The following is a 14223-nucleotide window of genomic DNA, read 5'->3' as shown; positions in this document are numbered from 1 at the left end:
CGATAGTTTAAACAAGGGTTCATGCTGACGTATGAACCCTTAAACTGTTATTTCATGACATTCATTTCAACGCATTCATCACCAATGCGACGCAAAAAGAATGTACGGTAAGGGCATTTATTTTTTCACGTCAGCAACGCGCATCCCGTTGATTTGCTCATCCGTAATGGTATTGCCCGCCTTGAAGTAATCGATCACAGCGTTAGAAACATAGTAGCCGCCTGTGGTATTACGTGCTTTACCCTCGGTAAATGTCGTAAAACCATCACCGCCATCAGCAAGGAAACTCTGGGTGGCAATGTGGTAGACTGTTGCATCCTCAATTGGCTTGCCATTTAATGTAAATACCACGACCCGCTGACCGACCGGTTTACTGCTGTCATACTTCATCTCCACGCCTTTAGATACCTGCAAAACGCCATTACTTAAACCTGCGGCATGTTCCATCAAAGTGCGTAATTGTTTACCCGTGAGATCCATCGTGGCCAGCTCGTTAGGGAATGGGAACGTACTAATGACGCCACCCATCGTAATTGGGCCGGAGGGGATCTCATTGCGAATCCCCCCCGAGTTGGTCAAGGCTAACTGGGTATCTTTACCCGCAGCCGCCAGTAAAGCATCGGCAGCCAGATTTCCCAGCGAGGCTGATTCACCATACGCACGCGTCAGTTCAACCGGCGACTGTGCCACCGTTTGTTGAACCACTTTATCAAGTTTCTTATTCCAGCCGTCTATGACCTGTTTCGTTTGTGGATCGGGCTTCCACTCATCTGCGTAAAGGGTTTTAAGCTCGAAATTTTTCACCGTAAACTGATGCGGCTTCGTGTAGTCCAGTACCAGTTTTCCGACATCAATGCCGCCGCTGTCGGTCGAGAGGATCAGCGTATTGCCTACTTTAATTGGTTCAGGTGTACCGACATGAGCATGTCCCGTTATCAGAATATCCAGACCTTTTACCTGGCTTGCGGTTTGAATATCTTTATCCAGCGCACGTCGTACGTCTGTTCCCCCCATGCTTGACTGGCGCGCTGGCGTTCCTTCATGAACCAGTAATACGGTTAGGTCAACTTTTCCTTTTAGCTCATCGAGATAGCTTTGCAGCCACTTAATTTCATCTCGCGCTTCAATTCCTACGCGTGTTGCCGCAGAAACAGTATCATTGAAGGCAAACACGCCGTGCAATCCAATGACGCCAATTTTCACACCCTCTTTTTCGATGATGGTATAAGGCTTATCCCAGAATAATTTGCTGCTGTTCTGATAAAATATGTTGCCCTGTACAACTGGAAATTTCGCCTGACTTAACTGCAACAATGTATTATCCCAGCCGTGATCAAATTCATGATTACCTATCGTGACGGCATCAAAAGGCATTGTATTCATAATGTCAATAATAGCTTTACCCTTGGTTAAGCTACTGATGTAAGGACCCGTAAAATAGTCGCCTGCATCGAAAAACCATGTTGCTTTACTTTTTTGCTTTTCCGCTTTTACCAGAGTGGTGATATTCGCCCAACCACCGACATCGCGTTTGCCATCAGCAATCCATGGGACTTTATAAGGTTCCACATGAGCGTGGAGGTCGTTGGTATAAATAAGCGTGACATCCTTGGCGCAGGCCCAAAATGGTAATGCCAACAGAATACCCGCGGTAACCGCTTTAATATTCATAATCCGTTCCTTTCAGTTATATAAAGATTGGCTACTTTACATTCTGAAAACGTTTTTTATGCGAGTCTGCTCACACAATCAACCTGTAGTTATCAGGCAAAATCGCCGACCTTTTAAAATCGTTGGTGATTCATATTGGCTACATTTATTATTAATACCTGTAAATCGTTTGGTTGCCGAAATTTAGGGCTACCAATATCTTCCTCTGCGGATTACAGTTGGCCAGATTATAGGTTGGGATATCCTGCACTGCACTGTCGGGCATGCGGGAGTTATCCTCCTCTGTTTGACGAACAACAATTTAATGAATGGCTTTCTGCTCACTTAAGCGCATATGCTATTGAAAATGGTTATTTTTGCCCTGAATGTTATAGCCAGGAAAATATTTGTTATGGTTATAATCCACAGAGAACACAGCGCGTACAGTGCCGAGCCTGCAAAAAAGTCTGGACACCCAAACAGCAAACAAAAAGAAAAATCGTCCCCCCAGAGCGAATTGAAACTATTTCACTGGTTGTACCGTTCCAGGGGAGCAGTGCAAAACAGAAACTGTATGTTCTTCTCAGTTTCGACGCCGATCGCGGTAGTGTTCTTCATATCTCCACAAATTTTACTCCGCATGTCAGCGGTGAAACGTTACGGTATCACTGGCGCGGGAATAGTGAGCCTGATTTGCTCCATCGTGATATCGTAAATCGCGTAGATATGCGCGAGACCCAATTTCTTCGTCGGAGCCAGTTTGATGAGATTCAGTATGGAAGTGCGGCTCTCAAACGTAACGCCAGAGGGGCGATCCTGCGTCCCGTTATTGCGGCTCACGGGCATTTCCGGGTTCTGAACATTCTTTTCCCTCAGGTAAAAACACACGTTATTTCCCACGAATGCTTTCTTCGGGGGGCCGTTATCACCGCCTGGGCAGATCTTTTTCGCCAGCGGAAAGGTGAGCTTTGGTATATAGAAGAGGAAATCAATGAAGAGGAAAGTGATATACCCTGGATTTTTCTGAGGACAACGCAGCACGGCTGGTGGCAAACTCAGTGGCAACTTTGGGGGCAGGGGAATAATCGCAGGATGGCATGTCCGTTAACGGGGGGGGACAAGCGTAACGCTAAAATGCTCACATTAAGGGCCAGCAGGCGCTTTAGCCACTGGCTATACAAACACGCTGAATTTTCGGACAGTGCGAAACTATCCGCTGGCCGCGTAATGCAAATTTTCATTTCCCTGGCGCACGAGTATAACGATAAACTGACACAAACGTTATCGGGGACGCGTGTCGGCTAAATTTATTCGGTGAAAAATATGCCCTACGTCCCGGGTATAAAACGAAAGGGTTCATGCAGCTACATGAACCCTTTTAACATCCGCAGTGAGATCAAGGGGGTGTTATAACCTGCCGATCAGCTGCTTATGTTTTTATTACATCAATTTATTAATTTGCATGAATGGATGCCGCAGTGATTACGTCAGTAAGCTCCGTTTCGTTAAACAATCTTGCACGGTAACCCTCCCCAGGGAATTGAGGTGCACCATCAGGTAAAGAAATCACATCGTAGATAGAGGCAATCATATTACCGTCCACATCACTGATAAAGAATGACCGCGCGTGACAGGTGAAAATAGTGAAGTAATCGCCATGGTCAAACACGCTTCCCATAAAGTCAGTCCATTGGATGACAGGCGTCGTTGGGAGTTCAATCGGTGCGTGAATCTCAACGGCGGTACCGGCTGCTAAATCTACCGCATAGAACAGAATGCGGGCGGGATCGGTTTGATAGGGATCCGTTGTTGCTTCATCATTCATCGGACGAATAACAGGGTTTCCAGTCTCATCTACGCAAGATCTATTATCAAATACGGATAAGACAAATTTCCCTACAGTTGGATCGATATTTTCGGAAAACGCACTGTTATTAGTGATACACACGGTGTGAGCACCATTTTCAAAGTGAGTAATACCAGCGTTATCAATATGTGTAGTCGCTTGTTTTGCCGGGAACTGAGGGTTGAAATTACCTGTATCGATTGCCCACAAGATGCTGCCATCAACGATAGAGATACCAAACGTTGTACTCGTTGTACGAGAATGCACAATAACGGCTTCTTCGTTGTTTGGACTCTCTGCAATCCATGTGAGTGAGTTAAAATGAACATCATTAGGGGTATTGTTATTCAATATTTGAGAGCCACTATATTCACTGGTATAGTTTTTCGCCCATATCATTTTCCCTGTCCGATCGTTGAATTTAAGAACCACAGCATCTTGCGCCATCGTATTGGAGAGTCGGTTAGGGCTGTCGGTGCCAAACATATAAATGTCACCCGCCGAATCCCAGACTACATCGTGAGTATTCGCATAATGATTGCCATCAGAATCACGCATGTCGAATTCAAGGACGACATTGCCCATAATGTCAATTTTGAAAAAACGACGACCGTACCACGACATATCTTCATCAGTACCGGTATACAGATAGCCATTATGGATCCTCAACGGCTGGAGATGGTAAACCGTTAAGAAGTTAAAGCGCAGGTCACCATTTTGGTCGTAACCGCGACCTGTGGATTCCATTAACCAGCTGTTTCCCCATACAGAAGTAAAGCGTGCAGGATCGGTTTGTTCAATATCGAGATGGAAAATGACGGATGTATCGTATACCTGATCTTCGGTGCTAATAGTATATGCTTGATTGAAAACTTCAGCTCCAGTTTCATCCTTAAACACGACCTGCACGCTGTTTGCATATTGCGCATAAAGACCAATAACGGGAATTTTTATGGTTTGAGAAACGCCATAAATCAGATCCGAAGTATAGGTGAAATCTACGCTAGTTGGGCTGGTTGTCCGTTTTGATACGGTGTAAGAATAACTTACTGGCGTATCAGACGTAAAATAAATATATGCAGCGAGCTGGTTATCCGCTGGTGCAAGTTCAGTTTTTACATAAGTAATAGTCATGATTGTATTCCTTTTTGTTTCATTTAATAAAAGATATATTTTTTGTCAGCGCAATAAAATATCGCCAAATATATAGCGAGAAAATAAATGTCTGACGGATAAATTCGTGCTGTGGTAATCAATAACGGTTTTGTATAGTCATTCTCCTTTTGTAAAATAATCAAATAAACAGGTATGGTGAATCATCCGGTGATTGCCGGTTTGGCGTATTCTCTGTGAGACAGACCTGCACAATATGTTGACCCTATTCAGGGTACATCTTTCGTGAGAGCTGAAAATGAACGCCATCTTTTATTTCCGTCCAGTTTCCGCCCCACTCAACGTCAACAGATAAATCTTTGGCAGCCTGAAACACAGCTGCTGCAATTGTCTGGTAATATTTAAATTCCCATGATGCTGTGCCATTTATGACGGCGAATACATCAACGGCATGCCCCGTTAAATGCCTGCTCCTGGATGTTAATGATTTTCCTGATGCTAATAGCTCAAGCTGTCGTTTTTGATTTCTTACCCCTTCTGAGATACCGAAATCAACAGGTGATAATTTCAGTGCTTTTCTCATCACCTCAATAAGGTCTTTATGTACACCTTTAAGATTATTTTCAGTCGTCTTACTAAATTCATGATTTATCATTACTATCTCCTGAGATTTTTTTCCAGTAATAATTAAGAGCAACAACGCCCATTGCACCTGAGATACCGCTGACGGCCAGCGAAGTATGAAATACCGAACCCAGGCTTTGTGACATCAGCCCAGCAAGTACACCGGTAAATCCTGACACTATTATTTGTGCTATTGCCGAAAAGAAACTTCTTCCCGCCTGGCCTGACTTAACGTCAAGGAGATATCTAACAACACCTCCCCACGCGCCAAATAATATTATGTAAATCCAGCTAAAAAATGCATTTGATGATGGGTCTTTCCATGGCAAAACAATTACCTCCTTAAGCTAAATAAGTAAAAAATTTACCTCGTGATGAGATTATTTTTTCTGACCGAACGTTTGCTTTTGCTATGGGGTAAATAATAAACATTGAGCAACCCCGTTTTGTGATGAATATCACACGGAATGTAATTAATAGTTTTTATCGATCGATATTTGCGGAATGATAGTTACGAATTATTGATGCTAATGATTCTATTTAGTAGTGGAATAGATAACAGGAACAAGCGGGGGAAGGGAGAAATACGTAATACGGCAACCCGGTGCCGTCTTGCATTTATCAGTGTGCAGAAAAGCAAAAAGCCTGCTTCAAAAGCAGGCTTTTCAAATTTGGCTCCTCTGACTGGACTCGAACCAGTGACATACGGATTAACAGTCCGCCGTTCTACCGACTGAACTACAGAGGAATCGTGTGAACGAGGCGCATATTATCGACCTGAGTGCGCCTTGTCAAAGGGGAAAATACCGTTTTTGTTCGTTTGCTGACAATTTCAGCAAACCGATGATTTAATAGCAAATTTGCTTTCAAATTGCACAGCAAATCGCGCCGCCCGCTGGCAGGCGGCGCGCAGGATCAGAACAGCACGGAATAGTTCAGACCAAACGTACGTCCACGGCCTTTATAAGTATAAAGACCCGGTGCGCCGTAGGTTGGGCTATACAGACCCGGTGCGCGCTGGCCCCAGGCGGTGGTGTAGTCTTTGTCCAGCACGTTTTCCACGCTGAAGCTGACTTTCCCGACCGGCAGAGCATAGCTGCCCAGGAAATCAACGGTGTTATAGCCATCGATCTTCTTACCGTCGGCGTCAGACACGTCGAAGGTCTGTGTGCTCTGCACGCGCAGGGCCCAGTCGCCCGGCGCCCAGTTGACCCATGCGCTGGCTTTCGACGGGCTGGCGCTGTCGACCGTCAGCTTTTCCCATTTCCCATTTTCACGCGTTTCGGACTTGATGGCGTTAAAGTTCGCCCCGGTGCTCCAGTCGCTGTCGGTGAAGAAATAGTCCACCTGGCCTTCAACCCCGTAGATACGACGTTTGTCGTCCTCCAGGTTGATGGTCATGTCGCTCTTGTTGATGGTGATGGTTTTATCCGAGAGCGAGTAGTAGGCCGCCACCTGGGTACGCAGGTTATCGCCGGTGAAGCGCCAGCCCAGCTCGTAAGCATTGACCTTAATCCCGTCCAGCGTTGAGTCGTTCACGTTGACGCTGTTTTGCAGGCGATAGTGACCATCGACCAGCTGATAGGTGCCGGAGCCGTAGTACTTCGCCAGATCCGGGATCTCGAAGCCCTGGGAGAAGTTAAACCACAGCTGCTGCTGTTCGGTCAGACGTCCAAGGATCCCGGCGTTAAACAGGAAGTTGTTGTAGTCGGTTTTCCCGCCCGGCACCGCGTCTGCTGAGGTGGCTTTGCCCGTGGCGATGGCCTGCTGCTGGGCGTAACCGACAAAATCGTCCACCTTGTTTTCGGTGTACTGATAACGCACGCCGCCGCTCAAGGTGATGGCGTCAATGTCATAGCTGGCTTGCAGGAACGGCGCGAGGTTAGTAATGCTGTAACCCGGATAACGTCCCACGTTGTAGGCATTGTCCAGCTCCATGCCGCCGCTCGCCGCCGCTTTGCTTAAGTCGAAGAACTGCTGGTTGGCATCGAACGTTTCGTGGTCGGCATCCACACCCCAGGTGAGGGTCAGGTCGTCCATCGGCTTGCTGTTCAGCGTCAGCTTGCCGCCGTAAAAATCGGTTTTCTGCTGGGACGCGCCAATGCTGGTCACCGCACCTTTGCTTAGCGTCGGGAACGGGTAGTAGGTCAGGCTCTCGTCACGGTAGTAAATCTGTGCAACCAGATCCTGGCCCCAGAAATCGGTGTTCGAGTATTGCAGGTTGATCAGGTGACGCTCTGTGCCCGGGATACGGTCAGAGTCCAGGTTGTCTTTGTTATAGGCTTTTGCATCGCCCGTGACCGCAGCGAAATTCTCCCCGAGGTACAGGCCATGTTTCCCGTCGGATTCGCTCTTGTAGTACTGCGTGGTTAACTGGAGCTGCTGATGATCGTCGATATTGAGGGTGCCTGTGCCCATCACGTCGATACGGTCGGAATACTGCAAGCCGGTCTGGGTGTTATCGATAATCACCTCGTCGCCGTTGCCGTCATACCAGCCGCCGTAGCGCTGATAGGAGACCGACAGACGACCAGAGGCGTTGTCATTGCCGCCGCTCACGGCTGCGGAGACGTTCTCATCATGGTCGTTATGGCTGTTAAACCCGCTTTTTGCCCCGGTCTGGAACTCCACTTCGGTTTCCGGCTGGCCTTTTTTGGTGACGATATTCACCAGCCCGCCGGTACTGCCGCCGCCGTACAGCGAGGTGGCGCCGGAGATCACTTCGATGCGGTCAATGTTGAACGGATCGATAGAGTCGAGCTGGCGGCTGTCGCTGCGGGACGAGTTCAGACGTACGCCGTCGACCATCACCATCATGGAGCGTCCGCGCAGGTTCATACCGTAGTTGGTACGTCCCTGGCTGCTAACGTCCATGCCGGGGATCAGCTGCGCCAGTACGTCTTTAATCTCTTTCCCGCCCTGAACCTGCTGCTCAATTTCCGCCCGCTCAATAACCCAGGTGGTTTGCGCCATCTCTGCCACGCTGCGATGTGCCCGGCTGGCAGAGACCACAATATCTTCTTCCTTTTGTTCTTCCGCCCACGCAGAGGTAGAAAGCATGGCAAGCAAGCACGGATTTAAAACCCAAAGATGAGAACGTTTCATTGTTATGTTGATCCTGAATGTGTGTGTCAGTACTCGGTGGTCTTTATTAATGATTTAAAAACCTGGCTGCTCTCCGGGCTGGCGGTGCTCCGCCAGTGGATCACGCCGGGGGTGGTGGCCAGCTCAAACGGCTCGTCAACGTGGGCGCGATTCAGAATTCGCGCCGCGCGCCAGGCCATCAGGCTGAGCTGGGGTTCGGCAATACCGAGACGGTGCATCCCGGCATTGACGGCAAACAGGCGGTTGCTCTGCGGGCCGTCCCATTCAAGGGTGAAATCATTGTTGATGCAGAAGGCTTCATCCTCATCCAGATGAAGGCGATGAGACAGCGGCGCGAGGAACGCAGGCTGTACGGCGCGGTATCCGGTGGCGAAAATCACTACGTCGCTCTCCAGCTGTTCTCGCCCGCCGTCCAGGTGATGCTGGATGCTGAGGCGATGTCCGGTTTCCTGGCGCGTCAGCGCCGTCACCGAGCGGGACGGCATGAGGTGCGCCCAGGGTTTTTCGCGCAGCACTTCGAAGCGGTGGTACATGGCGCGGTATATCGACAGCAGCGACTCGGTGGTGATCCCGTCGGAGGTCATCTTCTGCTCGTGCAGCATCTGCCGACGGGCATCGTCACCGAGGGTGGAGAAGCTGTCCACATACTCCGGCGTGAAGTACTCGTTAGCAAATGCGGCTTCATCCAGCGCGTTGTAATTGTTGCGGCGCGACACCCAGTTGAGGCTCAGCGGCTGGCCCCACTCCCCACGGAAGATATTTAAAAACAGATCCGCACCGCTCTGGCCGCCGCCGACAACGGTGACGCGCTTGCCCGCTAAATCCGGCGTGCGCAGCATCATCTCGCTGGCGTGGAAGCAGGTATCATCCTGCGCGGTGACGCACTCGGGCAGATTGATCTGCTTCCCAATCCCCACGCAGACGTGGCGTGCCAGGAAGCGATCCCGCTGGGTCACCACCTCAAACAGGCCGTTTTGCTCATCAAAGCTGACCTGCTGCACCTGCTGGCTGAAGGCAAGATTAGTCAGATTATCCGCCGCCCAGCACAGGTAGTCGGCAAACTCCTCGCGCGAGACGGTGCGCTGCTCGGTGGTGAGGAAACGGTAGAACTTTTTGCGCTGAACGAGGTAGTTCAGGAAACTGTGGCGGTTGGTGGGCTCCACGGCGCTGACCAGATCCTTCAGGAAGCTGGTCTGCATATGGCAGTCCGGCACCATCATCCCCGGGTGCCAGGAGAAGTGCGGCTTGCGTTCAAGAAACAGCGAGCTAAAACCGTCCAGCCCCTCTGCCAGCGCGGCGATGCTGAGGTTGAACGGACCGATACCGATGCCGATGAAATCATACGTTTTCATTGCGCTGACTCCTGGGAGACCAGAAAAAGTGGGTTATCAAGATCGCAGACGTAGTTCGGCAGCATGCGGCTGCCGCCGTCGTGTTCAGAGAAGGTCAGTTTGACCGGGTTGAGGATCACGCGAATAATCTGCGGCTTAAACAGGTCGAACTTCGCGTAACGCGCCGCAAGATCCGGATGGGCGGCCATATAGCGGTGCAGCACCTGCGCCAGGATCTGATAAAAACGCGTTTCGCTCACGCCGCATTGCAGGGTGAGGCGGGATATAAAGCGCAGCACCGTGACAAAGTTGCCGGTTTGCAGGTCGTGGATGATGTACTCCGCGCTGAGGCGTGCCGTCACCGCTTTTACCTGCTGCGGCAGGCTCTGCGTCTGCGGGAAATCTTCATCCACCAGGCGCATGTCGCCCTGGAAATCCTTCAGCAAAATGCGCTGCGGAACATAATCTTTCATCACCAGCGTGACGTTCTGGCCGTGGGCGATGAGGGCCACCCCGTAGCGACAGAGCAGGTGATAGAAGGGGATCACCGTCGCCTCAAACAGCTTTTCCAGCCATGCGTCAGCGGTTAACCCCGAGCGTTTGATCCACGCGTCAATCAGCGGGCGCCCCTGATTATCGGTTTCCATCAGCGCCGCCATCAGCACCGCCTGTTCGCCATCCTGTAAATAGCGGGATGGGTTCTCGCGCCAGATCACCCCCAGCATCTCCTGATAGCGGTACGGCGCCTCAGGCAATGCGGCATACCCCGGATGCGACAGATATCCGGCAGCGGGTTCGCCAAGCACCTGCGCCCCGGAGTGAATCAGCGTGGCATCGCTGGCGAACTGCTGCTGTAGCCAGCGCGAGGCCAGCGGACCGGCAGCGATATACTTGCCCGGAATACCGCGATAGCATGAGGTGTTGTAGATGGTCAGCGGCAGCTTGATGTCATACGGCGCGCGACGGCTGGCGTTGGTCAGCGTGCGCAGGGACTGCTGCGCCAGATACTCATCGCCAAACTCGCCAAGCTCTACCATCTCACCGCGTGCGAGCTGCGCCAGGAAATGAATGGCGATTTTTTGCTGCCACTGCCACGGGTGCAGCGGCACCGGCAGCCAGCTATCGTCCAGATCCCGTTCCTGCCAGCGGGCGTCGAACCGCTCGCGTTCGGCACCGTCCATGGCGCTGGAGAGCAGGGCGTTAAGATCGCAATCGGCGTCGCTGCTCCAGACCAGGCGATCGCGCTGCACGGCGACCCAGTGCAGGCGGAAACGCCCGCGATATTCAGGCGCATACTGGCGGAGTGCATCCAGTCCCCAGCCGCGGCGCCCCTTGTTGAAAATAAACTTCGGGTGACCGCGCATCAGGCACTGTAATTCGTCAGGGTCGAGGTGGATCAGCGCATCGGCATCCAGGGTTTCACGCGCCTGCAACAGCTGCAAGTCGCCCCGCAGGGTGGCGTAGAGATCTTCCATGTGCTCCGCCGTTTGCGCGTCGCTCATCTCCAGCACGGCGGCCAGTTGCAGCAGCGCGCTTTCCGCTTCCACGGCGCCGCCGTTGGCGGTAGTCAGGGTATCAGGATCGATATGCAGCCAGCCCCAGATCCCACGCGCGGCGCGAAACTGCCAGGTCGCGTTGCCCATACTGATGCGCCAGTAGTCCGCCGAAACCGGCTCGGCGCGCAGGGTACGTTCATATTCCAGTTCGGCGAGGATCTTCGCCACCATCTCGCGGTTCACTTTCTGCCAGAGTGCGTTCACAGTTCCACCTCGTGGAAGAAGCGATGACGCTCGCTCATGATGAGACGGGAGCGTTTGTGCGGAAAGTCGAACTCTTTCACCGTGTCGAAACCGGCGGAGGCCAGATGGCGGAACAGACGCTGATTGTCGAAGCGCGGTTCGGCCACTATGCGCGCCGTGCGCGGTTCATCGAGATACAGGTAGTGGCTCAGACCGCGCAGCCAGCTGCGGATATACTGCGCACCGCGCCAGTTCTCTTCGCCCACCAGCATGTGCAGCCCACGATCGAAGGGCTGCCAGCGATAGTGGCGACCAATGCGGTCTTCTGGTGCCCAGTAGAGTTCAAAATAGCCGAAGGGCTGATTGTCGAAGCAGCCGATCGTCGGGTAGCAATAGGCCGAGTCGAGCTGGCGACGCAGGTAGTTTTCCTGTTCGGCCTGCGGACCGGCCATCTCCCAGAAGGCATTCACGCGCGGGGTATTCATCCAGCGGGTAAAACGCTCGCCGTCCAGCGCCACGTCCGCCACGCGGAAGCTCAGGGTGCGCTTAATCTGCGGATCGTAACGGCGATACACCTCGCCCTGCGGGCGGTGAGGGCGCAGCGGGAAGTACAGCTGACGGCTCTCATCAAACTGCATTCCACCGCTCGCCTGCGGACGTTCGCCATGCAGCCACAGCGGCAGCTGCCAGAAAATTTCGCGCGCCAGATAATCCCCGTGAACGAGGCTAAACAGCGCCTGCGCCTGAGGTTCATCCTGCCAGGCTGCCCACGGCAGGGTAATGCCGGTCAGGGCGGGCGCGGCAACAAACAGCTGGTCGAGGGCCTCCACCAGCCAGCCGTCCGGGAGTCCGGTCAGACGCTCAAGGACCGCACTGCCGTCAAGACCCAGCGTCAGCGGCAGGTTTTGTTCCGTGGATGTGCAGCGAAAGCCGTAGCCGGAATGGACGATATTCGCGTTTGCCATCACGCCTTCTCCTTATAAAACGGGTTGCTAAAGTCGAAATAGATCACCGCCGGATCGACGATGGTGTTTTCGTTGCGATCGTGCAGGTAACAGAAGAAGTTGCCTTTGCAGTTCCAGGTCGGGCTGTCGAGCACGTAGTCAAGGCAGCGGGTCTGCTTCGCCGTCCTGCGCAGAGTGACCAGCGCATCCCGCACGCGGGACATCAGGTTCTCTTCGCTGTCGAAGCCGGCTGCGGCGAGCGCGGCGGTGACGGCAAGGGTGGAATTCAACAGCAAGTAGTACGGGAAGTAGCGCAGCAGCTGGCTGTCGCCAAAGCGGTTTTCCACCTCGGTTTCGCCTGCCTCTTGCAGCCACGCGTCGGCCCCTTCGGTCCAGGCGCTGCCCTGACAGTCGCGGTAGATCAGCCCGACCGGGAAGTCCTGCTGCATCTCCACGAGGATATTTTGCTGGTGTGCCAGCAGAACCAGGCCGTAGTCCGCCTCGGCGCTGAACAGTGGCAGCAATACGCGATCGCAGTAGGCATCCAGCCAGCAGCGCGCGGCCTGGGCGAGCGGGAGATCCAGTCGCTGGCTCAGACGGCGCACTGCGGCGGCGAGCAGGCTGTCGCCGCCGTCCGGCGCGGCCTGGGTCAGGCTCACCAGCACGTTGGTTTGCGTATCAGGGGTATCGAACAGCAGGTTGACGCGCAGGGCCATCAGGCTCTCTTCCTGAACGACGCCGTGTTCATCGCACAGGCCTGCCCAGCCATCTTCCTGCATCACGCGCATGGTCGGGTAGCGCGCCTGGAGTTCCTGCCAGCGTGCCGTTTTCGCCAGTCGTGCCAGGCGCATTCCGCGCTTAACTTCTTTCACCGACAGCGTGCGCACGGAGTTGGTCAGACGCACGCTCAGGGAAAACTTAATCATGTCGCTGTTGGTTTCGTTGTACAGCGAGCGGGAGGAGCTGGTGGGCAGCCATTGCGCGCCCGCTTCGCCCAGATCGTGCAGGGCGCCTTTTTCCGCCAGACGCTGGCACCAGTCCTGCTCCAGCAGATAGTCAGCCTGCCATGGATGCATCGGCAGCAGCCAGCGGGTGTCGGTAAAATGGCCGAGCAGCTCAGGCGCGCTCTGAGCGACGAAGCGCAGCAGACGTTCCCGCAGGGAGACATTCAGGCTGTCGCCGGCGATCAGCTCATGCTCAACCGCAAACCAGCGCAGCGGGAAGCGGGAGGCGAAATCCGGCAGATAGCGGCGCGCCTCGACTTCGTTAAACGGCTCGTGCGACTTCGGGGCAGGGTGAAAAGCATGGCCAACCAGCAGCGCCTGTTCCGCTTCGGCAAACGTCAGCGGCTTATCGCGCAGGTTTGCCCAGCTGTGGCGTAAATCAATGGCCTGCCAGGTGTGCGTATGGCTTTCCAGGACGCGCTGCTTGAACCGAGCCAGTGTATCGGCATCCAGAGCGCCTTTTACCGTCTCTTTTTCGAGAATAAAATCAATCAGTTGATGGAATGTGACCGCGTCACCGCCGTCGCTGTCGGCCTGAATCAGCGTTGCCGGAAAACGATACTGGTGATGCTGCGTGGGGGAGAAATAGCGTACCGGAACCCGAATGGCCTGGGTTGGGGAGAGCGGGATATGAATCTGTGATAACTCATCCGCACGGTTTGCGGGAAGATAGTGCCAGTCCTTCGTTTCGCGCAGCAGCGCGTTTAAAAAACACTGGGCCGCAACATCTGTACCGGCGGAGCGGGGCAGAGTACGCATAGTTGTACCTCATTCCATGACTGATAATAATTCTCGTTATGATATTCATTCTGTTTACAGTGGCAACTATTTTTGCAATATTTGTTTTCATAAACTTCATAATTTCCA

Annotated in this window: 10 protein-coding genes and 1 tRNA gene; 1 reads left to right on the top strand and 10 read right to left on the bottom strand. The window is 52.9% G+C overall.

The annotated features are described in order from the left end of the window. Positions 1-117: 117 nt before the first annotated feature. Positions 118-1671 carry a bifunctional metallophosphatase/5'-nucleotidase gene (locus G6Q29_RS03805; protein ID WP_165464570.1) on the bottom strand — a complete coding sequence of 518 codons (1554 nt, stop codon included), beginning with the start codon at positions 1669-1671 and terminating at the stop codon, positions 118-120. A gap of 132 nt (positions 1672-1803) precedes the next feature. Here G6Q29_RS03805 and G6Q29_RS03800 point away from each other — a divergent pair, with 132 nt between their 5' ends. Then, positions 1804-2955 carry a cytoplasmic protein gene (locus tag G6Q29_RS03800; protein ID WP_165464650.1) on the top strand — a complete coding sequence of 384 codons (1152 nt, stop codon included), beginning with the start codon at positions 1804-1806 and terminating at the stop codon, positions 2953-2955. Between the two features lie 148 nt (positions 2956-3103). Here the strand turns inward: G6Q29_RS03800 and G6Q29_RS03795 are convergent, their stop codons facing one another. The 9 genes from G6Q29_RS03795 to G6Q29_RS03755 form a co-directional block, all read right to left on the bottom strand. Beyond that, positions 3104-4630: an aryl-sulfate sulfotransferase gene (locus tag G6Q29_RS03795; protein WP_165464569.1), complete on the bottom strand. Its 1527-nt coding sequence runs from the start codon at positions 4628-4630 to the stop codon at positions 3104-3106. Between the two features lie 244 nt (positions 4631-4874). Continuing rightward, positions 4875-5264, bottom strand: coding sequence for a M15 family metallopeptidase (locus G6Q29_RS03790; RefSeq protein WP_165464568.1), 390 nt, complete (start codon positions 5262-5264; stop codon positions 4875-4877). Then, positions 5251-5562: a phage holin family protein gene (locus G6Q29_RS03785; RefSeq protein ID WP_242637190.1), complete on the bottom strand. Its 312-nt coding sequence runs from the start codon at positions 5560-5562 to the stop codon at positions 5251-5253. The genes G6Q29_RS03790 and G6Q29_RS03785 overlap by 14 nt, the downstream gene beginning before the upstream one ends. Before the next feature lie 343 nt (positions 5563-5905). Beyond that, a tRNA-Asn gene (locus tag G6Q29_RS03780) sits at positions 5906-5981 on the bottom strand. 167 nt (positions 5982-6148) lie between these two features. Beyond that, positions 6149-8338: a TonB-dependent siderophore receptor gene (locus tag G6Q29_RS03775; RefSeq protein WP_165464567.1), complete on the bottom strand. Its 2190-nt coding sequence runs from the start codon at positions 8336-8338 to the stop codon at positions 6149-6151. A 26-nt stretch (positions 8339-8364) separates the two neighbouring features. Next, entirely contained in the window at positions 8365-9690 is a 1326-nt protein-coding gene (locus G6Q29_RS03770) for a lysine N(6)-hydroxylase/L-ornithine N(5)-oxygenase family protein (protein ID WP_165464566.1), read from the bottom strand. Continuing rightward, complete coding sequence (gene iucC / locus G6Q29_RS03765) at positions 9687-11429, bottom strand: aerobactin synthase IucC (RefSeq protein ID WP_278186961.1); 1743 nt, start codon at positions 11427-11429, stop codon at positions 9687-9689. The genes G6Q29_RS03770 and iucC overlap by 4 nt, the downstream gene beginning before the upstream one ends. After that, positions 11426-12373 carry a GNAT family N-acetyltransferase gene (locus tag G6Q29_RS03760; RefSeq protein ID WP_165464565.1) on the bottom strand — a complete coding sequence of 316 codons (948 nt, stop codon included), beginning with the start codon at positions 12371-12373 and terminating at the stop codon, positions 11426-11428. The genes iucC and G6Q29_RS03760 overlap by 4 nt, the downstream gene beginning before the upstream one ends. Continuing rightward, positions 12373-14115 carry an IucA/IucC family protein gene (locus G6Q29_RS03755; RefSeq protein ID WP_165464564.1) on the bottom strand — a complete coding sequence of 581 codons (1743 nt, stop codon included), beginning with the start codon at positions 14113-14115 and terminating at the stop codon, positions 12373-12375. Before G6Q29_RS03755 ends, G6Q29_RS03760 begins: the two co-directional genes overlap by 1 nt. Between the last annotated feature and the right edge of the window lie 108 nt (positions 14116-14223).

The sequence above is a fragment of the Enterobacter cloacae genome, assembly GCF_011078175.1.
GTDB lineage: Bacteria > Pseudomonadota > Gammaproteobacteria > Enterobacterales > Enterobacteriaceae > Enterobacter > Enterobacter cloacae_Q.
The sequence above is the reverse complement of the archived record's forward strand: the minus strand, read 5'-3'. Positions and strand labels throughout refer to the sequence as shown.

What these genes read in the sequence shown, in the direction of transcription:
- G6Q29_RS03805 (WP_165464570.1), bottom strand. Translation starts at nt 1,671, where the DNA reads ATGAATATTAAAGCGGTTACCGCGGGTATTCTGTTGGCATTACCATTT.
- G6Q29_RS03795 (WP_165464569.1), bottom strand. Translation starts at nt 4,630, where the DNA reads ATGACTATTACTTATGTAAAAACTGAACTTGCACCAGCGGATAACCAG.
- G6Q29_RS03790 (WP_165464568.1), bottom strand. Translation starts at nt 5,264, where the DNA reads ATGATAAATCATGAATTTAGTAAGACGACTGAAAATAATCTTAAAGGT.
- G6Q29_RS03775 (WP_165464567.1), bottom strand. Translation starts at nt 8,338, where the DNA reads ATGAAACGTTCTCATCTTTGGGTTTTAAATCCGTGCTTGCTTGCCATG.
- G6Q29_RS03770 (WP_165464566.1), bottom strand. Translation starts at nt 9,690, where the DNA reads ATGAAAACGTATGATTTCATCGGCATCGGTATCGGTCCGTTCAACCTC.
- G6Q29_RS03760 (WP_165464565.1), bottom strand. Translation starts at nt 12,373, where the DNA reads ATGGCAAACGCGAATATCGTCCATTCCGGCTACGGCTTTCGCTGCACA.
- G6Q29_RS03755 (WP_165464564.1), bottom strand. Translation starts at nt 14,115, where the DNA reads ATGCGTACTCTGCCCCGCTCCGCCGGTACAGATGTTGCGGCCCAGTGT.